The following is a 21,777-nucleotide window of genomic DNA, read 5'->3' as shown; positions in this document are numbered from 1 at the left end:
GGAGGCATACGTTTCGTCCGCTGGTTCCTCCTATGCGACGGCCGCGCCGGCATCCACTTCAACCGGGCCGGAACCCCGCTCGGGACCGACGAGCGCTTGTTCGCTGACATCGACGCCGCCTTGGAAATCGCCGCGGAAGCCGATTTAAAGATTATATTCGTCCTGCTCGATTTCCTCTGGTTCGCCAAGGCCGAGACGATCCGTGGCGTCCAGGTCCACGACCGGCGCCAGGTTGTCGCCAAGCCCTACAAGCAGCGGGCACTGCTGCGACGGGTCATCCGGCCCATCCTTATGCGCTACGGCCGCTCGCGTGAGATCCTGGCCTGGGACATCGTCAACGAGCCCGAGTGGGCCACGCGCGGCTTCGGCGGCAACGCCGTCCCCTTTTTGTCCATGCGCCGCTTCATCAGGAAAACAGCCCGCTTGGTCCATCGCTGCACCGGCCAGCTGGCCACGGTCGGGTTGGGCAATGCGGCCGGGTTGCCGCTGGTGCGCTTTATTGGCCTCGATTTCTACCAGGTGCACTGGTACGACCGCTGGCAGGAGAAAGCACCTTTGGAGCGCCCGGTTTCGGAGCTTCGCCTCGACCGCCCCCTGCTTCTCGGCGAGTTCCCGACCCGGAATTCGGCCCGACCGGCTGCGGCGATCGCGGCTACGGCCAGAGAGAGCGGCTACTGCGGCGCCCTGGCTTGGTCATTGCTCGCCACCGACCGCTCCTCGGCGTATCATACTGATCAGATCTCCTGATCCCGTTGGCCACCGACTATTTTCTATTCCCAGAGAGCATTAAAGAACTCTTCCAATTTATTCGGATCCAGATGGCCATCGGTGCGGACTCCGCTGCACAAGTCGACGCCAAAAGGTTGAACTTGATCAATCGCTTCGCGGACGTTGCCGGCGTTGAGGCCGCCAGCTAAGAAAACGGGCACTGGGGATTGCTCGACGATGCGGCGGCTCAAGCGCCAATCGTGGACGCGGCCGGTGCCGCCAAGTTCCTTGACGGCCAAGGCGGGGTTGCCGGAGTCCAACAGCAGGGCATCGGCTTGCGTCGCGGCTGCGAGCGCTTCGTCAACCGATTTCTCGTTGCGGACATGGATGACCTGGACGATCTTGACATAGGGCAATTCCTTCCTGATCGCGACATAGGCCCCTTTTTCTGGGGCATCAACCAGCTGGAGGGTGTTGGTCAGGGTGCGGCGATGGTGGGCGATGATGGCCTCGGCCGACCTCTCGCAGGTCAGCAGGAAAGTGGCGATGGGCGGCGGCACCGAGGTGGCGATGCGCCGGATGAGGTCGTCTGGGATCGGCCCCGGGCCGCTGGGCATGGCGGCGACCAGCCCAAGGGCCGAGGCGCCGAAGGAGACGGCCATCCGGGCCTCTTCTTCGGAGGCGATGCAGCAGATCTTCACCCTGGTCTTTATAGGCATTGTAGTAAATATAGCATATGGCGATTCCCTACTCCACCATTCCGTACAGCATATGAGTGATTGCGCTTCGTACGGGTAAGAAGACCGTCATTTTTATTCGACAGGGCAAAAAAACGCAACAACCTTTACAAACGATCGCCCCGGCGTTATGCTGGAGCCAATCGATGGAGGTGGAAGGATGAAAAAACGCATCGTATTGTCTTTGATCGTCATCGCTGTCTTTAGCGCATACCATACGGGACCTCGTTCGCCCAGGGGCAAAAGGAAATCGCTAACCTGCTGTCGCTGCAAGAGGGGACATTGCCGGTCGTGGAGCCTGCCTCTTACGGCGGCTGGCCAGTCGAAGCCCTGCTCGACGAAAGCCCCGAGTCGGGCTGGGCCTGTACGGAAGGCAAAACGCAGAACAACGTCTTCGTCTTCGAAATGGTCGCAGCCGCCGTGCTCGAGCGCTTCGAGTTCGACACCGGGGGCATCGACGAGGATGGAGCGGGGGCGAAGGACGTGATGGTCGAGGTCTCCGCCGCCAACAAGGCGTCCGGCTTCCAGGCCGTCCTGCAGGCCGGCCTCGCGGCCAAGGCCGACCAACAGTCGTTCAAGGCGGCCAAGCCGGTCAGCGGCCGCTGGGTGCGGTTGACCATTAAAAACAACTACGGCAGCGAATCGTGGACCGAGCTGCTCGGCTTCCGCGGCTACGGCGCCAAACCCGCCGTCGCCCCTCCGGCGGGAAACGTTTCCGGCACCTACGAATCCTCCTATTCCAAGTTTCATCTGCGCCAGCAGGGGACAGCGCTGCTTGGCTGTTATGAGTCCAACGACGGCCTACTCGACGGCGCCATCGAGGGGCGGGTGATGAAGCTCACCTGGCGCGAGAACGAAGGGAAATCCACCGGTCCGGCGGTCATGGTCTTCGCCACCGACGGCAAGAGCTTCCGCGGCTACTGGTGGCACCAAGAAGGGGCCGACCAGGCGCCCCACGGCCGTTGGGACGGTGACAAACTGAGCGACGCGGTCGGCGGCTGCCCCCACTGGTCGGGTTCGTTGGGCGGCGAAGTGAAGAAGAAGCTGCTCAACGAGGGGCGGGCGCGCGTCTACGGCATCCTCTTCGACATTGATTCGGCCGTCATCCGCTCCGAATCCAGGCCGGTTCTCGACGAGGTCCTGGGCGTGCTCAAGGACGAGCCGGGCTGGAAAGTGACCATCGAGGGCCACACCGATTCGACCGGCAACGACAGCCACAACCTCACCCTCTCGCAGCAGCGGGCCGACTCGGTCAAGGCCTGCCTGGTGGCCGGGGGGATCGACGGCGGCAGGCTGAAGACGAAAGGCTTCGGCGCCGGTAAGCCGGTCGCCGACAACGCCAGCGAGCTGGGCCGCGCCCAGAACCGCAGGGTGGAGCTGGTGCGGGAATAAGCGGAGCGGAACTACCGCCCGGAACCAGTTCTATTCGCTCTTGAAATCGGCCTCGCTGACGGCCACGTTCAATTTCAATTCCTTGACGGTCATTTCCGTGGCGACCTGGCCGTCGGCCCGGGCCACGTTCTTGAACGGCAGGATGACGCCGTCCACGGCGCGGAAATCGGAGGAGGCGTCCTCCATGGCGGCCGGGCCGCTCTGCGTCATGCCCTGGTACTGGCAGCCGACGATCTGCAGCGACTTCTTGTCGACGAGGTAATGGCAGCTGACCGGGCCGCTGAGGAGCAGGTCGAAAACGTCCTGGTCGTAGAACTTCTTCTCGCCCACCAGCTGCACCTGGTACTTGTCGAGGTTCTGCCAGACGCAGACCGGGTCGCGCATCATGTTTTCCAGCATGTTCTTCACCTGGGGCTCGGGCAGGGGGAAAAGCCCTTGCGGCGTCTGCGCCTTGCCCTTGCCGTTGCACACGCGCATCACCATCTGGCCGCCGGGGGTGTCGATGGTGAACTTGGCCCGGTCCGGGTAGGCGATGACCATTTCCACCGGCAAGGTCATCCCCTGGGTGACCATGTCGCCCTTGCTGAAGGTGGTCTTGACCGCCTTGATCTTATCGCTGCCGCCCATGGCCTGGATCGCCTTCTCCAAAATCGCTTTCCCCTGGGTCAGGCTCTCGGCGCTGGCCGTTGGTCCGGCCTCGGTTTTCGGCACCGGGATGGTGATGTCGATGTCGCGCACGGTTCCGAGAGTGGAAAGGGGCTGGTCGAAGTCGGCCTGCTTGCCGACCACCAGGATCTGCACCAGTTCGGGCTTCAGCCACTGCTTGGCCGCCTTGAGGATGTCGGCCTTGCCGACCGATTCGATGCGCTTGAAGATCTGCTGGGCGAAATCGAGGGGGTAGCCGTAGTAGGCGTAGGTCAGCACCCGGTTGATCACCCGCGCTTTCGTCTCGAACAGGAAGGCGTAGGAATTGAGGAACTGATCCTTGGCCCGGTTCAGCTCCTCGTCGCTGACCTCCTGCTCGCTGATGCGCTGAATCTCCTTGAGCATCAGATTGATGGCCTTGACCGTCGACTCGGACTTGGTCTGGGCGCCGGCCGAAAAGACCCCGGGGGTGCGGAAGCCGGCCCCGTAGTCACCCCAGACCGAATAGGCCAGCCCCTCGTTGGTGCGCACGATCTTGAACATGCGGTCGAAGGAAAGAATGCGGTTCATGAGCGTCAGCGCCGGAAAATCGGGGTTGTCCATCAGGCCGCCGATGTGGCCGAGCAGGATGTGCGACTGGTTGACGTCGCTTTTATTGATGAAATTGACGGTTTTGACGAACGGGTAGTCGACCTTCGGCAGCTCGGGCTTGGGCGCAGTCGCGGCCGGCCAGTCGCCGAGGAGGGCCTTGATCTTGCCGACCATCTGCTTGGAGCTGAAATCGCCCCAGACGGCCAGGAGCATGCGGTTGGGATGGAAATAGGTTTTATAGAAACTGACGATATCCTCGCGGCCGATGGCATCGATGGTGGCGTATTCGCTCTGGCGTACGAAGGGGCTCTGGCTGCCGTAGATCAGCTTGTTGAATTCGCGGTTGGAGATGTTGCCGATGTCGTCGTTGCGCCGCGAGATCACCGTGCGCTGGGTGATCTTGGCCAGGTCGATCTTTTCCTGGGCGAAAACGGGGCGGCGCAGGATATCGGCGGTCAGCGCCAACACCTTGTCCAGGTTCTCCTTGAGCAGCGACACCTCGATGAAGGCCGACTCGTCGTTGATGCCGGTCTCGATCGATGCGGCCATGGTCTCCAGCTCGCGGTCGAGCTGGTCGCCGCTCATTTTCTCGGTGCCGCCGCTGCGCAAGACCTCGCCGGTGATGGCTGCCAGGCCGGCTTTTTCGGCAGGATCGTAGACCGTACCCGAGTAGATCATGCCGCGCATGTCGATGGTGGGCAGGGTGCGGTCTTCGACCAGGAACAGTTGCAGGCCGTTTTTCAGCGTGACCTGCTTGATGTCAGGCATACGCAGCGGGTTCAATTTGCCGAACTGGAACGTATCCTTGGGACCCTTCTGCGCCCAGAGGCCGGCCGTCAGGGCCAGAGCCAGGATCAAAAATAAGACGCGATGCTTCTTCATGGTGTTCCCCCTTACTTGCCTTCCGGGACCAGCTCGCCGACGGTGCGGTTGTTGCTGCCCAGGTAGGTATTGGCGACGCGCTTGACGTCGGCCGCGGTCAACCGTTCGACGCGCTTGATCTCATCAAAAAGCAGGCGCCAGTCTCCCAGCACCACGTCGTAGTAGGTGAGCAGCGAGGCCAGCGAGGCGTTGGACTTCAACTGGTCGAGGGTCGCCTTCTTCTTGCCCTGCTTGAACTTGGTCAGCTCCTGGGCCGTGACCGGCTCGGTCTTCAGGCGCTCGATCTCCTTGTCGATCAGCTTCAGGCATTCGGCGGCGCTGCGGTCCTTGCTGGGCACGGCGTAGAACACGATCAGGTTCGGGTACTTGCTGCCGGGAAAGCCGTTGATCGAGCCGACGGCGACGGCCGCCTTCTCCTTTTTCACCAGCGACTCCCACAGGCGCGACGAGCGGCCCTGGCCGATGATGTCGGACAGGGCTTCCAGGGTCAGGTCGTCGCCATGGCTGACCGCCGGGCGGTGATAGCCGAACAGCAGGATGGGTTGGGATTGGGCGACGACCGTCAGCCGCCGCTCGCCCCATTGCTCGGGCTCGACGGTGCGCAGCGGTTCGGGCCTGGGATCGCTGGGGATGCGGCCGAAATAAAGCTCGGCCAGGCGGAAAACTTCGCGCGCATCGACGTCGCCGACAATGGCCGCGGTCAGGTTGGCCGGGGAATAGTACTTCTTGAAATAGTCCTTGACGTCCTGGCGGGTGAGGTGCTTCAGATCGGACATGTGGCCGACCACCATGTGGTGATAGGAATGGGCCTTGAAGGCCGTGGCCAGAAAATCCTCGAAGAGCTTGCTGTTGGGGCGGGTTTCCACGCTCAGGCGCCGCTCTTCCATGACCACGTCGCGTTCCTTGTAGAATTCGCGGAAGACCGGGTTGAGGAAGCGGTCGGAGGTGACGGCCATCCAGAACTCCAGCCGGTTGGCCGGCAGGTAGTTGATGTACTGGGTGGCGTCGCTGCTGGTGTAGGCGTTGACGCCGTTGTCCCCGTTCTGCATCATGATATCGAAATACTCGTTGTTGACGACGAATTCCTTGGCCCGCTGCTGCAGCTCGGCGAACTTCTTCTGCAGCTCGGCGAGCCGGGCCGCGTCGGGCTTCAGCTTCCCCTCCTCCTGGCTCAGGAGCTGGTACGCCTGGTCAAGCTCGTCCAGAACCTTGGCCTCGGCGGCATTATCCTTGGTGCCCAGGGTGGTGCTGCCCTTGAAGGCCATGTGTTCCAGCAAATGGGAAATGCCGGTGATTCCCTGCACTTCTTGGGCGCTGCCGACGTCGGCGTAGACGTGGAAGGAGACCAGCGGCACCAGGTGCTGCTCCATGACGATGATTTTCATGCCGTTTTTCAGCGTTTTCTCCGTCACCTGGCGCTTCAGCCCCTCAAGCGCCTGGGCGTGAAGCTGGCCCAGCATCAGGAGCGAAGCGGCGGCGAGGATAAAAACGGCGCGCAAACGATTTTTTCTCATGTTTTCTCTCCTTGGCGGACGATGGGAAATATTTTTTACGAAAATAAAGTTTAAAGGTTTTTTCTTTGATTTGCAAGACTGTTATAATGACAGGCGATGAATTACTTTTTATCCAACCTGTTCCACGACTGGAAGTGGTGGGCGAAGATTGGTTTTGCCTTCATCGGCGCCATGAACGTCATGGACATTCTCAGCGCCACCTTCGCCTACCCGGGCTATTTCGGGTTATGGATTGTCCGCGGCACCGTGATCAGCGGGTTCAGCGGCCTGATCGCCTATTATATTTACCAGAACCGGCACGACAAAAAAAACCGCCAGCTCGATGCGCTGCTGCCCCCCCTGGCCGCCGAACGCCGGGCCTATTTCGAAAAAATGATTGCCGATGACCCCAAATTCCAGACGTTTTGTTACGAATGCCTTTACTACGACAACGGGCGCCGCTGCTGCAGCCTGCGCCTGCACGGCCGCGAGGTCAAGATCAAGTTGAATTCCCTCGACACCTATAGTTATTGTCTTTACTGGAACCTCAGCGAACATCCGATCCTGGCGCTGACCGACCGCACCTTCGGGGAAAAAACGGGCGATCAAAAGGTTTGACAACCGAACCATTTTTTGCCACACTCACGGCTAACAAAAAATGGAGGCTTGCATGACTAAAAAAATAACCGCCGCGCTGAGTGCTCTCTCCCTGCTGCTGGTCCTATCCCTGCCGGTCTATTCCGCCGACCAGGATTTCACCCTGGTGAACGCGACCGGAGTTACCATCGACGAGGTCTACGTATCGCCGGTCTCGGCCAAAGACTGGCAGGAGGATGTCCTGGGCGAGGATGTGCTGGAGGACGGCGAGAAAGTCGATATCAGTTTTTCCCGCGATGAGGAAGTCTGCGCCTGGGACATCATGGTCAAGGATACTGAAGGCACGGAAATCTATTGGCGCAACATCGATTTGTGCGCACACAGCCGCATCACGCTGCACTGCGAGAAGGACAAGGTCTGGGCGACGTTCGAATAAAACGCTCCCCGGTCATTTGACTTTTCATTCTAAGCCACTTATGATTGGCCCATAATATAGCTTTTTATGTATTCAGGAGGAATGGTAAAATGAGAGTAATGGAGAGAAACAAGAAGTGGATCACCCTGACCGTACTGGTAACGTTCCTCTGGCTCAGCTATCTGGCCAGCGCGCCGCTGCCCGCCGCATCGGGAGATGAAAGCGCTTCGCCCATGGCCGTCGAAAAAACCGCCCCCAGCAACCCGGTGGTCAAGAAAAAAAGCATCCTGCCCCTGGTCCTGATCGGGGTCGGCGTCCTGGCCGCCGCCGCGGCGCTCTATTTCCTGGTTCTGAAGGGTGACTCGGAAAAGATTCATGACGATTTCGACAGCGCCGCCGACGCCTTGTGGCTGCCGCGGACACCGAGCGCCTGGACCGTGGCCGGAGGATATTACATTTGCCAGAAAGCGCTGGGCGGCGGTGACAACACCCAGTGGTGGGAATGGAGCTTGTACAACCGCTCCTGGACCAAGGCCAACTACACCGTCACCAGCCGCATGCGCATCAGCGACCATGTCGGCCCCTTCGGGCTGCTGCTAGTCACCGATTCCAGCATGCAGGCCGACAATGGCTATCAGATCATGTTCTCTGGCGAAGGCAAATACTTCGTCCGCAAGGTGCAAGGCTGGAATTACTCGAATTCAACCGCCGTTCATTACGACTGGATCCAGACTTGGACGGCCAGTCCGGCCATCCTGACCGGGCTGGGCACCTGGAACACCTACAAGCTCGTCAAAACCGGCAGCGATTACAAATTGTATGCCAATGATACCCTGGTTTATTCGTTCATCGACAGTACCTACGACCCGCGCCTCGTGGCCATCGCCGTCCACACGCAAACCCAGGCCATGCACCTTGAGGTGGACAGCTTCTACGTCGACCTCGACTAAAAAATAATTCCCGGCATTCCGGGGCGGTTGGCCGTAGCCGTACCTGCGGCTGACCGCCTGAACCTGACAGATTGACAGTGGGGTCCTATTTTTTTATTATTTTCTCCTGAGAACGCAACTGACAATGGCTGAAAAAAATACAAAGAAGCAGGTAATGACTGCGCTGAAGATCATCGCCAGCCTGGCATTCGTCATCATCGTGCCGCTCGGGGTCCGCTCCTGCCTGCTGAGCGAGGGAAACTGGATCACCTGCCGCCTGCGCACCACTGCCGGCGAGATCCAATTCCGCGTCTACCCCGACAAGGTGCCGCTCACCGCCGCCAACTTCCTGCGTTACGTCGAGGCTGGCCTATACAACGGCAGCACGTTCTTCCGCGTCGTCACCCCCGACAACCAGCCGAACAACCCGGTCAAGATCGAGGTCATCCAGGGCGGCGATGTGGACGAAAAAAAATGCTTCCCGCCCGTCGCCCACGAGACGACGGCGCGCACCGGCCTGACGCACAAGAACGGCACCGTGTCGATGGCCCGCGACGCGCCCGGCACGGCCACCAGCAGCTTCTTCATCTGCATCGGCCGCCAGCCCGAGCTCGATTTCGGCGGCCGGCGCAACCCCGATGGCCAGGGTTTCGCCGCCTTCGGCCGCGTGGTCAAGGGGATGGAGGTGGTCAGGAAAATCCAGCGTATGGACCGCGACGGCCAGTACCTGAAAAAACCGGTGCTCATCACCTCGCTCATCCGCTTGATGAAGCCGTCGGAGTTGCCGGCGAATACGGGATCAAGGCCGTGGCGGAAGGCCGGCATCGGTGTGATCTGGGAGGCGATCCGCGCCGGCTTCGAACGCATGACATTCACCGATTACGCGACCCTGTTCCTGGTCCTGGCTGTGCTAGGCTGGCTGGGTTGGCATGGCCTCCTCAGTCAACGATGGGCAAGGGGGGAATCGCCGGCCTGGGAGGGTTCATCCTGGGCCAGCGGCCGAAGGGACCTGGAAAGCGCCCCGAGTTGGCTGCGTGTGCTGGGGCTTGTTTTTTTTCTTTTATTCATAACCCTCTTGGCCCTGATCCTCATCGGCGGCTTTTGATCCACGGTAAATGAAAAAATTACCCTTTTCCCTGATTCCAGCTCTGGTGGTGATCGCCATCCTGGTGCCGCTGCTGTATAAAACCTCGGTCTTTGGCGCGGCGACAACCGGTCCGGCGCAGGCCGTCCCGCTGCGCCTGCCGCTCGCCCTGCAATGGCTCACGGTCGTCACCGCCTTTATCATCAAGCCGCTGTACATGGCCCTCAGCCTGCTGCTGGCCTGGTTCCTGCGCCGCCGCCGCGCGTCCGACCTGTCGGCTTTGAAATGGGCCATGGTTTTCTTCTTTGCCGGCGAGCTGAGTTGCGCCGTCAATTACCTTTTTTTCAGCGAACGCTCGTGGCCGGCCGAATACCTGCACATGCTCGGCATGGTTCTCGCCTTCAGCTTCATTGTCCTGGCCGTCGCCGAGTTCTTCGATGAAAGGATCGTCCATTTCAGCGCCATTGACAGGAATTGCGCGCTGCTTGCCGCCTGCGGGAAATGCTACAAGAGCGCCGACGTCGCCTGCCGCCTGCGGCTGGTCTTCATGTTCGTCCTCCCCTGCCTGCTCCTCCTTTGCGCCATGCCGCTGCTCGTTCCGCTTTGCCCGCTTGTCCAGGAGACCGCGATACTGAACACGCCGTACACCTATGCCCACCCCGTCATTTACCAGTTTTTCGAGACGCGCCTAGCGCCGCTCGCGACCGCCCTCTTCTTGCTGGCCGCCCTGCTGCTGATGCTGCTGCGGCGCGAACGCTCCTGGATGTCGGCCAAGCTCCTTTTTGCCGCCGGCGCCGGTTTCCTCTCGTTCACTTTTTTCCGGCTGGTCCTGTTTTCCCTGTTTCGCGACAACCTGGCCTGGTTCGTCATCTGGGAAGAGTGGACCGAGCTGCTATTCGTGGCCATGGCTTGGCTCTTCCTGCTCGTCTTTCGCCAGCGGCCGCTGCTCGTCTCCCCGAGCGAGCGTCCCCTTGGGGGGCAGGACGGTTGCGTCCGTCCCCCTGGGGGGCTGCTCGCCGCCCCGTTGGCATGAGCGACGCCAAAAAGCGCCTGATCTGCGGCTTCGCCGCCATCGTCTTCTACATGGCCCACGCCGCGACATGGCTGCTGCGGGGCGCTCCGGCCAACCTGCTGTGGACCTGCCACCTGGGCTGCCTGCTGGCCGGCATCGCCATCCTGGCCGACATCCCCTTGCTCAACGCCGTCAGTATCCATTGGCTTGTGCTGGGCAACATCCTGTGGACGATCAACCTGGCCGGCGGCGGCGAATTCATCTGCACGTCGCAGCTCACCCACCTGGGCGGTTTGCTGATCGCTTTGTGGTACGCGCGCCGGGCGGGTTTTCCGCGCGGTTCCTGGATGAAAGCGCTGGCCGGAATCGCGGCGCTGCACGTGCTGTCGGGGTTCGTCACCCCGGCCCGTGAAAACATCAACCTCGCTTTCCGCGTGTTCGAAGGCTGGGAAAAGATATTCCCCGACTTCCAGTTCTATCGCCTCTTCCTGCTGGCCGTTTCAGCGGCTCTCTTCTATGCGGTCGAACGCGGCGCGCACCGCCTCCTGGTTCGTCCGCGGCCGACCGGCCGGCCTACAGTTTCCTGACCCGGCGGGCTATTTTCTTTTTAATTTTCTCGTACTTTGGCGGCGGGCCGTTGCGCACTTCCTTGTTGTCGATGAACAGAGCGTCGGTTATCCCCCACTCCAGGAAAACGGCGTGATCGTCGGTGCGGATTTCACGGAACTCGACCTTGTCCCCAAGCTCGGCCACGGCGCGCCGGGCGCGCTCGTGCACCATGCTCATGGCCGGGCACCAGCCGTTCAGCAATCCGGTAACCACGACTTTCCCTGATTCGGGCTGCGGTTTCTTCTTGGCCTTGATCCAGGCGGGCGGCTGGGCGTCATCGCTGAAGGGTTTCCACATCAGCGCCATCATGCCGTTCTTGTCGGCCTTTTTGTAGCCGTGCTTTTTAAACCAGGAAGCGCGCATCCAGAACGGGAGCGACACTCCCCAGGCGGCCATGCCCGTGGCGCCGAGCGCCAGGGCATCGGCTTCGGCCGCCGCCAGCAGGGCCTCGCCCATCCCCTTTTTCTGGAAATTGCCCCGCCCCTGCTTGTGGCCGTGCACCCAGACGCAAAGGATGAAATAGAGGCCCGCTCCGTCGGCCGGCGACTGCTCGATGGGGAGGTATTGGATCATGCCGCCGACCGTGCCGGCGTCGTCCTGGGCCAGCTTGACCCGCAATCCCTGGCCGCGGTTCTTGCCGTACCATTCGCGCTTGTGATCGCCCGCCTCGCGGATCTCGTCCGACCATTCCTCGAGGCACTGGCAGTAAATCGCTTCGTGCTCCGGAGCCAGATCGACGATCTTCATGTCAATGGTAGCGGATGGCGACCGCTTCGATGATGAAGTCGCGGACCACGGCCACGGCGCGGCCGACATGGGGATTGCGGTAATAATGATATGGCCCGACCCACACCCTTTCGCGGTAGATGGTATCCACGCTGATCACCAGGGCGTCGGCGCCAATGTCGGCTCCCTTCTCGCGCAGCCGCCACTCCACCTCGTTGCGGCTGTACCCCCGCGGCGGATCGTAGCGGATCTCGGCGAAAGCCTCGTACGGCCGCTGCGGTTCCCAGCGCAACAGCTCCACAGACGAGGTTTTGGTGGGCGGGTAGTGCCTGGCGCCCGGGAAATAATAGACGCGCACAGGCGAAACGCAGGCGGCCAGAAGCAATACCAGGAAAAACAGAACGAAAGTCCTTTTCATCATGTTTCCTCCATGGCGGGAATTTTACTATTTGCGAGAGAACTTGACAAGCAGGACGATTTTGCCGACAATGACGGCAAGATGACTCCGGCCAAGAAGACGAAAGCGATGGAGGAGATGGCCCGCGCCCTGGCCGCGACCTCCGATCCGCGCGCCATTCTCCGCTTCCTGAACAGCCTGCTCACGCCCAACGAGATCCGCGAGATATCGTCGCGCTGGGAGCTGGTCAAGCTCCTGGACCGGGGGGACAGCCAGCGGCAGATCGCCCGCCAGCTGGGTCTCAGCCTCTGCAAGATCACCCGCGGCTCGCGCGAGCTGAAGAAAAAGGACTCGCCTTTCAAGCTCATGATCGCTGTCCTGGAAAGAAAACAGCGACGCCAGACCGCTCCAAGACATATCAAAAAGTAAGACCGAACTACGCCCATTTCACCCCTAGAAAATGTTTTTTAATTATTTTTCTTGACACGAACGCCGATCCATGATTGAATGTTTCTTCAAATAGAAACATGCTTCCTATTCCAAAACCAAGGAGAAGGCGAATGAAACAAAAAACTGCGAACGCGAACGACCTACGGCTGGCTAAAAACGAGATCCCGCGCCAGTGGTACAACCTGGCCGCCGACCTGCCGACCCCGTTGCTGCCGCCGCTGGGCCCCGACGGCCGGCCCGTCAGCCCCGACGCGCTGAGCCCCGTTTTCCCGATGAACCTGATCGAGCAGGAGGTCAGCCGCCAGCGCTGGATCGACATCCCCGAAGCGGTCCTGGAGATCCTTTGCCGCTGGAGGCCCACGCCTTTGCAGCGCGCCGCCGGGTTGGAGAAAAAATTGCGCACCCCGGCGCGCATCTATTTCAAGAATGAGAGCGTCTCCCCGCCCGGCTCCCACAAGGCCAATACCGCCGTGGCCCAGGCCTGGTACAACCGCCAATTCGGCGTCCGCCGCCTGTACACGGAGACCGGCGCCGGCCAGTGGGGCAGCGCCCTGGCCTTCGCCTGCTCGCTTCAAGGCCTGGAGTGCAAGGTATTCATGGTCAAGTGCAGCTTCGAACAGAAGCCGATGCGCAAGGTGATGATGGAAACCTGGGGAGCCGCCTGCGTCCCCAGCCCGAGCGTGGAAACCGCCGCCGGCCGCGCCATCCTGGCAGAGGATCCAGAATCGCCCGGCAGCCTGGGCATCGCCATCTCCGAGGCGATCGAAGCCGCGGTCAGCGACAGCAGCGGCCGTTCCCGCTACGCGCTGGGCAGCGTGCTCAACCACGTGCTGCTGCACCAGACGATCATCGGCCTGGAGGCGAAAAAGCAGCTGGCCAAGGCCGGCGAAAAGAAGGTGGACACGGTCATCGCCTGCGTGGGCGGCGGCTCCAACTTCGCCGGCCTCTCCTTCCCGTTCGTCTGCGACAAGATCGCGGGGGCGGACATCGACATCATCCCGGTCGAGCCGGCCTCCTGCCCGACCCTGACGCGCGCCCCCTTCCTCTACGACCACGGCGACACGGCGCGGCTGACCCCGCTCCTGCCCATGTACTCCCTGGGGCACGCCTTCATGCCGCCGGCGATCCATGCCGGGGGCCTGCGCTATCACGGCATGGCGCCCTTGGTCTCGCAGGCGGCCGTCGAGGGCCTGATCTCGCCTCGGAGCTACAACCAGCTGGAATGCTTTGAGGCGGCGGTCCTTTTCGCCCGCAGCGAGGGCATCATCATCGCCCCCGAAACGGGCCACGCGCTGGCCGCGGTGATCGAGGAGGCGAAGCGGGCCAGGGAGGCCGGGAAGGAAAAGGTCATCCTGTTCAACCTGAGCGGCCATGGCCTGATGGACCTGAACGGTTACGACGCTTACTTCCGCGGCCAGTTGCACAACCACGAGCTGTCCGAAGCGGAGCTGCACCGCTCGCTCGCCGTAACCGAGCATTTCCCCCGGCCGAGGCTGCAAAGGAGCGGGCGCTGGTAAACAGGTACCGACGGCCGCCTTTTGGCCGCTTCTATTGAATTGTCAATTCGCTATTTGTTAAAATAGTGCCATGGAAAAAGAAGCGTCCTACACCATCCGCGATTATTGGGCCGCGGACTACCCGCATGTGGCCGATATCTGGGAACGGACCGGCATAAGCACGCCGGGGCGGGGCGACACGGCCGAGGTGATCGAAAACACGCTGCGCCGCAGCGGCCGCCTGCTGGTGTTGGTTGACAAGGCAAGCGACACCGTGATCGGCACCTCCTGGCTGACCAACGACGGCCGCCGCCTGCATCTGCACCACTTCGCCATCGACCCGAAATTCCAGGGCGGGGGATTTTCCAAACCGCTGCTGCGCGAATCGCTGCGTATCGCCAAGGAGACGGGCCTCCAGATCAAGCTCGAGGTGCACCGCGACAACGAACGGGCCATTCATTACTACACGAAAGCCGGCTTCCAGCGCTTGGGCGACTACGACGTCTACATCATCCGCGACTTGAACGAAATCAAGGAATAAAACAATAACAGGCAATGGAAGCCAGCGTCTACAACGAAACGTTCGTCATGCCCGCGGGCGCCGGGGATGCTTCCCGGACCGGGCGGCTGCTGGCCATGCTCGAGGAGATGATGGAGACGGCCGGCCGCAATGCCGCGAAACTGGGCGCGGGGATGCGCGAGCTCCACGCCAAGGGGCTGACCTGGGTGCTGGCCCGCCTCCACGTCCAGGTGCAAGCCATCCCCCCGGCCGGGCAGACCATCCAAATCGCCACCTGGCCCGCGGGACGCCACCGCCTCTTCGCCGTGCGCGAGTTCCAAGTGAAAGATAGCGGCGGGCGGGAGCAGTTGCGCGCCACCTCCGCCTGGGCCATGATGAAAAAGGAGACGCGGCGGCTGTCCCGCCTCGATCCTCTCCTGCCCGTTTTCAGCCGCCACCCGGAGCGCATGGTCATGGACGACTTTTCTCCCCTGCCGCCGCTGGGGCAGGCCGGCAGCCGGGCGTCGTACCGGGCCCAAGCGGCGGACATCGACATCAACGACCATGTCAACAACACCGTATACCTCGACTGGGCGCTGCGCGCCCTTTCCGAGCGGGTCATCCCACCCGGGCCGCTGGCCATGGAAGCGGCCTTCATGGGCGAAGCCCGCCTTGGCGACGAGATCCTCTGCCGCAGCGAACGCGCGCGGACCGGGGACAAGACCATCGTTGGCCAGAGCCTGCAGGACGCGGCCAGTGGCCGCGAGCTGACGCGGTTGCGCTGGACATTCAGGGCATCCGCCGTTTGATTTTTTAAATACGAAAAGGAGGGACATATGGGATTCGTCAAGGAATTCAAGACATTCGCCATGCGCGGCAACGTCATGGACATGGCCGTGGGCATCGTCATCGGCGTGGCTTTCGGAAAAATAGTCACCTCGCTGGTCAACGACGTCATCATGCCGCCCATCGGCCTGCTGATGGGCGGCGTCGATTTTTCACACCTGGCCATCACCCTGAAAGCCGCCGTTGGCAGCGCGCCAGCCGTGACCCTGAAATACGGCATGCTGATCAACACCGTTATCGACTTCCTGATCGTGGTTTTCGCCATTTTCCTGGTGGTCAAGGGGATGAACGCCCTGAAGCGGAAAAAGGGAGAGGCTCCAACTGCCCCGCCGGCGCCGCCTGTTCAGGAGATGCTACTGCGAGATATTCGCGATATTTTGAGAAGCAAAGGTGAAAAAATATTGTGAATAGTTTCAGGCGTCTGCGGGACAGACAAACCATATCCGCCAAGGTCGGCGGATGGTTTGTGCTGCCGCCGGCGCCGCCTGTTCAGGAGATGCTACTGCGAGATATCAGGGATATCCTGAGGGCAAAGGCAGATAAGGTATTGTAGAATCCCATAGTTGTAGTTTTTTTTCTGAAGGGAACGCAAATTTGCGTTCCCTGCCCAGGCCGATCAATCAGAATGTAGGGGTTCAATATGATCTCATTTGATCTCGTATTGAACCCCTACCCACGTTTCCATTCCAATATAGAAGGTTTGATGGATTTTTAATCTCGTTTAATAAAATTTATCGGCACCGCAATGTCGGAATCTTTCCACGCCGTCGGCAATTCGCGGCCGCTATCATCCTTGCCGTCAGGGCCCACGCCGTAAAGCATTCCCGACTCCGGGTTGAACAGATACGGTTTGCCGCTAAAAGGGTCCTGTTCCGGAGCCGTGGCCAGAAGGTCATGCAGCGCGGCCCGGCTCAAGCTCCCGCCGGGTTCGGCCTTGAGCCGCGCCATGGCCAGCAGCCGGGTCAGATCGTAACGGACCTTCAGTCCATGGCTGCGGTAGACATAATGCTGCAGCACCGGCCAGGTGAATGGCACCGCCGAGCGTACCATCATTTTCCCCAGCGGGTTGCGCAGCCACCAGAAAGGGCCGCCATCGAGGTCGGCCGCCAGGTGAGCCGCCGGGCGCGGCCCCTCCATCCACAGCGCCGGCGGCGTTTCCTCCAAACGGCCGACGTGGTCCCAGAAGGCGTGCAGCGCGGCTGTGCTTTCGTTCTTTTTCAAAAAAAAAGCCGCCAGGGCGTGGATGGTCGCGAAGAAGCGCGGCCCGGAAATGGCCACAAATCTTTCCAGGGCGAAAAAGCGGGCCGGCTCGCGAAAATAATCCTTGAGCAGTGAAGGGTCGATGACCTTTTCTTCCTGAACCCGCTCCAGGGCGCGGCCGAAACTCATCCAGGCGAAATCCCTGGCCGCTTGCGTGCCGAATTCACGGACGGGCCGAACCGGAAGTTGATCCAGAACGAGCCGGGCAACGACCGGCGGGCAATCGCGGCGGTTGAGCAGCGCAGCCAGGGCGCGCAGCGTCAGCTCGACCATGGTCTTGCCCAGCCGGTTGACCATCAGCGTGCGACCGGAGGCGATGAGCTTGAAGCCGGCTGCCTGGGCAGAGAACAGATCGGCACAGGCCGGTAGCCAGCCGCCGTCGATTGCGGCCACGATCCGCGAGGCGGCAAAGAGCTTGGCCGCATGGGTGGCCAGCAGGAAGCTGCGCGCCGGGAACTCCCAGCCCAGGGGGGTGAAATCGGCGAGCTCGGCGGCCCGAACGACCTGTTCATAGCGTTGCAGCGGCACGGCCAAGCGCAGCCGCTGCTCTTGGATCGCGTCGCGGCGAGAGGCGAAATAGGCGCAGAGGTCCTCCGCCGGCAACTGCGGGACGTACAGGTTGGCCCCTCCCTGCCACTCGCCGCGAAAGGCGGCGTTCAGGCGCGCCAGCCACTGGCCGTAGCGCAAACGCGGGCTGCCGGTCCCAGCCGGGGCGTCGACCAACGCCCGGATCTCCTTTTGGAAAGCGGGCACCTGCGGATCGCTGCCGGCTCCAGCGGCAAAACCCCAGAGAATGAAAAAACCGTTGCCGGCCTCCAGGCTCGCCGCCGGCTCGGTCCCCTTTGCCGGCAGCGGTCCGAATCGGGAGTCAAAAAGGTTCAAGCCGACAAAAAGAAGACCGAAAAAACCCAGTAACAGGAATAACCAGAAAAAAAAGCGTTTCATGACTGGCCTGGCGGCTTTTTAACTGCCCAGCGCCGCTTGCCGGCGCTTGAGCAGGATCTCTTTCAGCTGCAGCAGGTTTTTGACCGCCGCTCCCTTGTAATGGTTGTTGCCCGAGACGAAGACCTTTTTTGCCTGCTCTTTCAAGCGGGCCACGACCTCAGCCAGGCGGCCCAGCTCGGCAGCGCTGTAATAATAATCGTAGCGGGCGTCACGGCCCTGGCCGGAAAACCAATCCTTGGCATTGCGGCCATGCAGCCGCAAATAGGCCGTCTCCCTGCCGGTAACCAAGGCGGTCAGGGGCAGTGAGGCCGATACCAGCGGCTGGTCGATGTTGGCCCAGACCAGGTTGTTTTCCCGGAAAACCGCCAGCACCTCGTCTTCGAGCCAGCTCTGGTGGCGGAACTCGACGGCCAGGGGGCAGGAGGCGAAACGGCCCGACAGCTTCACGAGAAAGGCCAGGTTGGCCGGGGTGAATTTGAACGAATAGGGAAACTGGGCCAGCACTCCCGCCAGCCTGCCGGCTGCGGCCAGGGGCTCCAGACAGGCGTGAAAGCCCGCGATCATGGTTTTCTCCAGCTTGCCCTCGTGGGTGAACGACTGGTGCAGCTTGAGCCAGAAGTCGAATCCCGGGCAGGCGGCGGTCTTGTCGACCCAGCCCCGGGTCAGGACGGGAGACGGGATGCGGTAGAAGCTGGTATTAACCTCGACAAAATCGAATTCCGCGGCCAAAAACGCCAGCTGGTTGAAATGCGCCGGAAGCGGCTCGGGGTAGACCGTGCCCCGCCAGTCTGCATAACTCCAGCCCGCCGGCCCGAGAGCGATCCCCTCAAGCGCTGCCATCCAGTATGTCCCGCACCTTGGACAGCAGGCCATTGACCTGGTATGGCTTCTGGATAAAGCCACTGACCCCCAGGGCGATGATCTCGTTTACTTTCTCGTTCTGGCTGTAGCCCGTCGAAAAGAGCACCTTGACCTCGGGGTTGATCTCCTTCAATTTCAACAGGGTTTCCCGGCCGCCCAGCCTGGGCATGATCATGTCCAGGATCACCAGGTCGCTGCGCGGCTCCAGGTTTTTGTACATGGCGACGCCCTCTTCGCCGTCGGCGGCAAGCTGGACCCGATAGCCAAAGCTGGACAGGATCTCGCCGGCCACCTGGCGGATCACCTCTTCGTCGTCGATGATCAGGATCGATTCATGGCCGCCGGCGACCTCTTCCTCCCAGCCGTGCTCCACCGCCTCCGGCTTGCCGCTCAGCGGCAGGTAGATCTTGAAGGTCGAGCCGACGCCGACCTCGCTGTAGACGTTGATGAAGCCGCCATGGTTCTTGACCACGCCGTAGACCATCGACAGTCCCAGCCCCGTCCCCTTGCCTTTCTCCTTGGTGGTGAAAAACGGCTCGAAGATCCTCTGCTGGATGCCGTCATCCATGCCGATCCCGGTGTCGCTGACCGCCAGCACAGCGAACCAGCCCGGTTTGGCGCCCGGCTGGTTGAAGACGTCGCTCCCGCTTAAGACGGCCATCGAGGACTGGATGGCCATCCGCCCGCCCCCGGGCATGGCGTCGCGGGCATTGACGCACAGATTGATCAGCACCTGCTGGATCTGGCCGATATCGATCTCGACCGTCGGCAGGCTGTCATCGAGATCGGTCTCGATGGCGATCGACTTGTCGAAGGTGCCGGAGATGATCTTCAGCGACTCGACGATGACGCTGTTCAAATTGGCGGCCTTGATGTCGTACTTGCCGCCGCGGGCGAAGGCCAGCAGCTGCCGAGTCAGCTCGGCGGCCCGCTGGGCGCTCTTTTCGATGGTGTCGACGGGCCTGAAAAAAAGATCGTCTTCCTTGAGGTTGGTTTTCAGCCAGGAGGCGTAACCGAGAATGCCGCCCAGGATATTGTTGAAGTCGTGGGCGATGCCGCCGGCCAGCAAGCCGATCGATTCCATCTTCTGGGCCTGCAAATAGCGCTGCTCGAGGAGCTTCCGTTCGGTGATGTCGCGCATGATGCCGCGGTAGCCGATGATGCGGTCGTTCTCGTTGTGCTCGAGCCGGGCCGTGATCAGCGCCACCAGCGGCTGGCCGCTGCGGGTCTTCAGATTGATCTCGTAATCCTTGACGGTTCCCGACAAGAGGATGGCGGCCAGGAATTTTTCCCCGTCGCGGGGGTTTTCATAGAGCTCGCGCGTGATGTTGACTCCCAGGAGCTCGGGCCGCGACGCATAGCCGAACAGCTCGACCCCGGCCTGGTTGATGTCGGTCAGGTTGCCGTTGATGTCGGCCATATAGATCACGTCCTGCGACTCCTCGAACATGGTGCGGTAGCGCCGCTCAGATTCCGCCAGTTCGCGGGCGGCTTGGCGGTTCCACAGGGCCGAGGCGATGTGCTGCGAAACGAAGATCAGCAATTCCCGATCGCGCTCGGAATAGTGAAAATCCTCGCGGTAGCTTTGCACGACCAGGACGCCGAAGCTGCGCTCGCCCCGCTTCAGCGGAACGCCCAGCCATTCGCAGGAGGGAGCTCCGATCAGCTCGATCAGCCCGTCCGCGCCCATCTGGTCGACCTGTTGGTCGGAAACCAACAGCGGCTGCCCGGTTTTCAGGACATATTCGGTCAGGCCGCGGCCCAGTTTCTTGGGCTTGGGCTGGGCATCGAATTCATCGAGAAAATAGGGAAAGCTGAGCATCTGCCCGGAGGTGTCGGTCAGGGCAATGTAAAAATTACGGGCATAGAGCAGGCTGGAAATAATGCCGTGAATGGCCTGGAAAAGGACGTCCATGTCCCCGGCCTGGCTCGATTTTTCGGAGATCTGGTAGAGGGCCGACTGCACGACCTCCGATTGGCGCTGGCGGTTGACCTCCTCCTCCAGCCGGCGGTTGGCGAGTTCCAGTTCCAGGGTGCGCTTGCCCACTTGCGCCTCCAGCTCGGCGCGGTACGTTTTCAGCTCTTCCTCGGCCCGGCGGCGGTCGACAATGCGGGCGATGTACTCGGCCAGGAAATGGAACAGGTCGATGTCCCTTTGAGCGTAAGCGGTCTTGCTGTGGTAGCTCTGCACCACCAGTACCCCGATCACCTTGGCGGCGATTTTTAACGGCACCCCCAGCCAGATCTTGGACAGCGTGCCAACCGGATCCAGCTCGCCGCTCCGCTGCAGCCAGCGGTGTTTCTTTTCATCGACCAGCTGGGTACGGCCACTGCGGCGCACGTAGTCGGTCAGGCTTTTCTTCATCTGCACCGGAGTGAAATGCCGGCCGGTATCGTACTCATCGACGAAATAGGGGAACGTGTACGATTCGCTTTCGGGATCGTACAGGGCGAGGTAGAAGTTGCGCGTGTCCACGACCGGGGCGAGCTTGTTGCGGATGGTGGCCAGCAGCTCGGGCAGTTTGTTGGTCAGGGTCACCGCCTTGAGAATCTCCAGCAGGACCGCGTTTACTTTGTCAGCGGGGACCTGGGCGTATGTTTTTTTTTTAATGGGCTGGCTTTTTTTCTTTAGCGCTGCTTTGAGCATGATATCCGCTTAAGGGTATCCCCTTTTCGGGAAAAATACAATACCTCGGGCCGCCGCCTTTACTGGCCCGCGATTTTATGATACATGGTGGATAAGCTGTGTTGTTGCCGAGGAGGTCCCATGATCGTCAAGGAATACCGGCAGGTGCCGGCCGAAGAAGTCACCATGCCCGGAGCCGAAGCGATGACCATCCGCTGGCTGCTGGGCAAGGATTCGCCAGCCCCCAATTTTTATTTGCGGCTGTTCGAAGTCCAGCCCGGCGGCCATTCCCCCTACCACGCCCACGCCATGGAGCATGAAATCTTCATCCTGGAGGGGCACGGCAGGATCAACGGCAAGGGCGTCCGCCATGCCGTAAGCGCCGGCAGCTTCGCCCTGGTCGAGCCCGACGAGGAGCACCAGTTCGAGAACACGGGAGAGAGCGTGCTGAAATTCCTCTGCGTTATCCCGATCCAGGCCTGAGTTAAATATAATGAATTTGTAGGGACAGGTCGCGACATGTCACTACTACTTTCGGATCATAATAGCAAATATAATTCCTATTCCACCTTTTCAA

At 61.2% G+C, this 21,777-nt stretch carries 22 protein-coding genes; 14 read left to right on the top strand and 8 right to left on the bottom strand.

Going from position 1 to position 21,777, the window contains the following annotated elements; genetic code table 11:
• Nucleotides 1-747: hypothetical protein (locus NTW95_10630; GenBank protein MCX6557868.1), on the top strand; the 747-nt coding region annotated here is incomplete at its 5' end.
• A gap of 23 nt (nt 748-770) precedes the next feature.
• Here NTW95_10630 and NTW95_10625 read toward each other — a convergent pair.
• A complete protein-coding gene (locus NTW95_10625; protein MCX6557867.1) occupies nt 771-1,427 on the bottom strand; it encodes a phosphoribosylanthranilate isomerase in 657 nt (218 codons plus the stop codon).
• Nucleotides 1,428-1,736: 309 nt separating this feature from the next.
• Here NTW95_10625 and NTW95_10620 point away from each other — a divergent pair, with 309 nt between their 5' ends.
• Complete coding sequence (locus tag NTW95_10620) at nt 1,737-2,837, top strand: OmpA family protein (GenBank protein ID MCX6557866.1); 1,101 nt, start codon at nt 1,737-1,739, stop codon at nt 2,835-2,837.
• A gap of 30 nt (nt 2,838-2,867) precedes the next feature.
• Here the strand turns inward: NTW95_10620 and NTW95_10615 are convergent, their stop codons facing one another.
• Nucleotides 2,868-4,955 (bottom strand): pitrilysin family protein, encoded by a 2,088-nt coding sequence (locus tag NTW95_10615; GenBank protein MCX6557865.1) that lies wholly within the window; start codon nt 4,953-4,955, stop codon nt 2,868-2,870.
• Nucleotides 4,956-4,966: 11 nt separating this feature from the next.
• On the bottom strand, nt 4,967-6,469 hold the full coding sequence (locus tag NTW95_10610) for a pitrilysin family protein (GenBank protein ID MCX6557864.1): 1,503 nt from the start codon (nt 6,467-6,469) through the stop codon (nt 4,967-4,969).
• A gap of 96 nt (nt 6,470-6,565) precedes the next feature.
• Between NTW95_10610 and NTW95_10605 the strand changes: the two genes are divergently transcribed.
• From NTW95_10605 to NTW95_10580, 6 genes are all read left to right on the top strand, one after another.
• On the top strand, nt 6,566-7,066 hold the full coding sequence (locus NTW95_10605; GenBank protein MCX6557863.1) for a hypothetical protein: 501 nt from the start codon (nt 6,566-6,568) through the stop codon (nt 7,064-7,066).
• 52 nt (nt 7,067-7,118) lie between these two features.
• The gene (locus NTW95_10600) at nt 7,119-7,481 is read left to right on the top strand and encodes a hypothetical protein (GenBank protein ID MCX6557862.1); all 363 of its coding nucleotides are present in this window, start codon (nt 7,119-7,121) and stop codon (nt 7,479-7,481) included.
• Nucleotides 7,482-7,570: 89 nt separating this feature from the next.
• A complete protein-coding gene (locus tag NTW95_10595) occupies nt 7,571-8,410 on the top strand; it encodes a hypothetical protein (protein MCX6557861.1) in 840 nt (279 codons plus the stop codon).
• Between the two features lie 154 nt (nt 8,411-8,564).
• Nucleotides 8,565-9,494: a peptidylprolyl isomerase gene (locus NTW95_10590; protein ID MCX6557860.1), complete on the top strand. Its 930-nt coding sequence runs from the start codon at nt 8,565-8,567 to the stop codon at nt 9,492-9,494.
• A 10-nt stretch (nt 9,495-9,504) separates the two neighbouring features.
• Nucleotides 9,505-10,506: a hypothetical protein gene (locus NTW95_10585; GenBank protein ID MCX6557859.1), complete on the top strand. Its 1,002-nt coding sequence runs from the start codon at nt 9,505-9,507 to the stop codon at nt 10,504-10,506.
• Entirely contained in the window at nt 10,503-11,072 is a 570-nt protein-coding gene (locus NTW95_10580; protein ID MCX6557858.1) for a hypothetical protein, read from the top strand. The genes NTW95_10585 and NTW95_10580 overlap by 4 nt, the downstream gene beginning before the upstream one ends.
• On the opposite strand, the gene NTW95_10575 is transcribed toward NTW95_10580, so the two are convergent.
• Nucleotides 11,059-11,841 carry a GNAT family N-acetyltransferase gene (locus tag NTW95_10575; protein ID MCX6557857.1) on the bottom strand — a complete coding sequence of 261 codons (783 nt, stop codon included), beginning with the start codon at nt 11,839-11,841 and terminating at the stop codon, nt 11,059-11,061. The genes NTW95_10580 and NTW95_10575 overlap by 14 nt on opposite strands.
• 1 nt (nt 11,842) lies before the next feature.
• On the bottom strand, nt 11,843-12,241 hold the full coding sequence (locus NTW95_10570; GenBank protein MCX6557856.1) for a hypothetical protein: 399 nt from the start codon (nt 12,239-12,241) through the stop codon (nt 11,843-11,845).
• Between the two features lie 9 nt (nt 12,242-12,250).
• Here NTW95_10570 and NTW95_10565 point away from each other — a divergent pair, with 9 nt between their 5' ends.
• From NTW95_10565 to mscL, 5 genes are all read left to right on the top strand, one after another.
• Nucleotides 12,251-12,646 carry a Trp family transcriptional regulator gene (locus NTW95_10565; protein ID MCX6557855.1) on the top strand — a complete coding sequence of 132 codons (396 nt, stop codon included), beginning with the start codon at nt 12,251-12,253 and terminating at the stop codon, nt 12,644-12,646.
• A 131-nt stretch (nt 12,647-12,777) separates the two neighbouring features.
• Entirely contained in the window at nt 12,778-14,184 is a 1,407-nt protein-coding gene (locus tag NTW95_10560) for a TrpB-like pyridoxal phosphate-dependent enzyme (GenBank protein MCX6557854.1), read from the top strand.
• Nucleotides 14,185-14,254: 70 nt separating this feature from the next.
• Nucleotides 14,255-14,704, top strand: coding sequence for a GNAT family N-acetyltransferase (locus NTW95_10555; GenBank protein ID MCX6557853.1), 450 nt, complete (start codon nt 14,255-14,257; stop codon nt 14,702-14,704).
• 14 nt (nt 14,705-14,718) lie between these two features.
• The gene (locus NTW95_10550; GenBank protein MCX6557852.1) at nt 14,719-15,471 is read left to right on the top strand and encodes a thioesterase; all 753 of its coding nucleotides are present in this window, start codon (nt 14,719-14,721) and stop codon (nt 15,469-15,471) included.
• A gap of 27 nt (nt 15,472-15,498) precedes the next feature.
• Nucleotides 15,499-15,915, top strand: a complete 417-nt coding sequence (mscL, locus tag NTW95_10545) for a large-conductance mechanosensitive channel protein MscL (GenBank protein ID MCX6557851.1) — start codon at nt 15,499-15,501, stop codon at nt 15,913-15,915.
• Nucleotides 15,916-16,219: 304 nt separating this feature from the next.
• Here the strand turns inward: mscL and NTW95_10540 are convergent, their stop codons facing one another.
• The 3 genes from NTW95_10540 to NTW95_10530 are packed head-to-tail and all read right to left on the bottom strand — an operon-like array spanning nt 16,220 to nt 21,221.
• Nucleotides 16,220-17,713: a hypothetical protein gene (locus tag NTW95_10540; protein MCX6557850.1), complete on the bottom strand. Its 1,494-nt coding sequence runs from the start codon at nt 17,711-17,713 to the stop codon at nt 16,220-16,222.
• 18 nt (nt 17,714-17,731) lie between these two features.
• On the bottom strand, nt 17,732-18,553 hold the full coding sequence (locus NTW95_10535; protein ID MCX6557849.1) for a DUF72 domain-containing protein: 822 nt from the start codon (nt 18,551-18,553) through the stop codon (nt 17,732-17,734).
• Nucleotides 18,540-21,221, bottom strand: a complete 2,682-nt coding sequence (locus NTW95_10530) for a GAF domain-containing protein (GenBank protein MCX6557848.1) — start codon at nt 21,219-21,221, stop codon at nt 18,540-18,542. Before NTW95_10530 ends, NTW95_10535 begins: the two co-directional genes overlap by 14 nt.
• Nucleotides 21,222-21,341: 120 nt before the next feature.
• Between NTW95_10530 and NTW95_10525 the strand changes: the two genes are divergently transcribed.
• Entirely contained in the window at nt 21,342-21,683 is a 342-nt protein-coding gene (locus tag NTW95_10525) for a cupin domain-containing protein (GenBank protein ID MCX6557847.1), read from the top strand.
• Nucleotides 21,684-21,777 lie beyond the last annotated feature (94 nt).

The organism is Candidatus Aminicenantes bacterium, assembly GCA_026393795.1.
Lineage (GTDB): Bacteria > Acidobacteriota > Aminicenantia > UBA2199 > UBA2199 > UBA2199.
The sequence above is the reverse complement of the archived record's forward strand: the minus strand, read 5'-3'. Positions and strand labels throughout refer to the sequence as shown.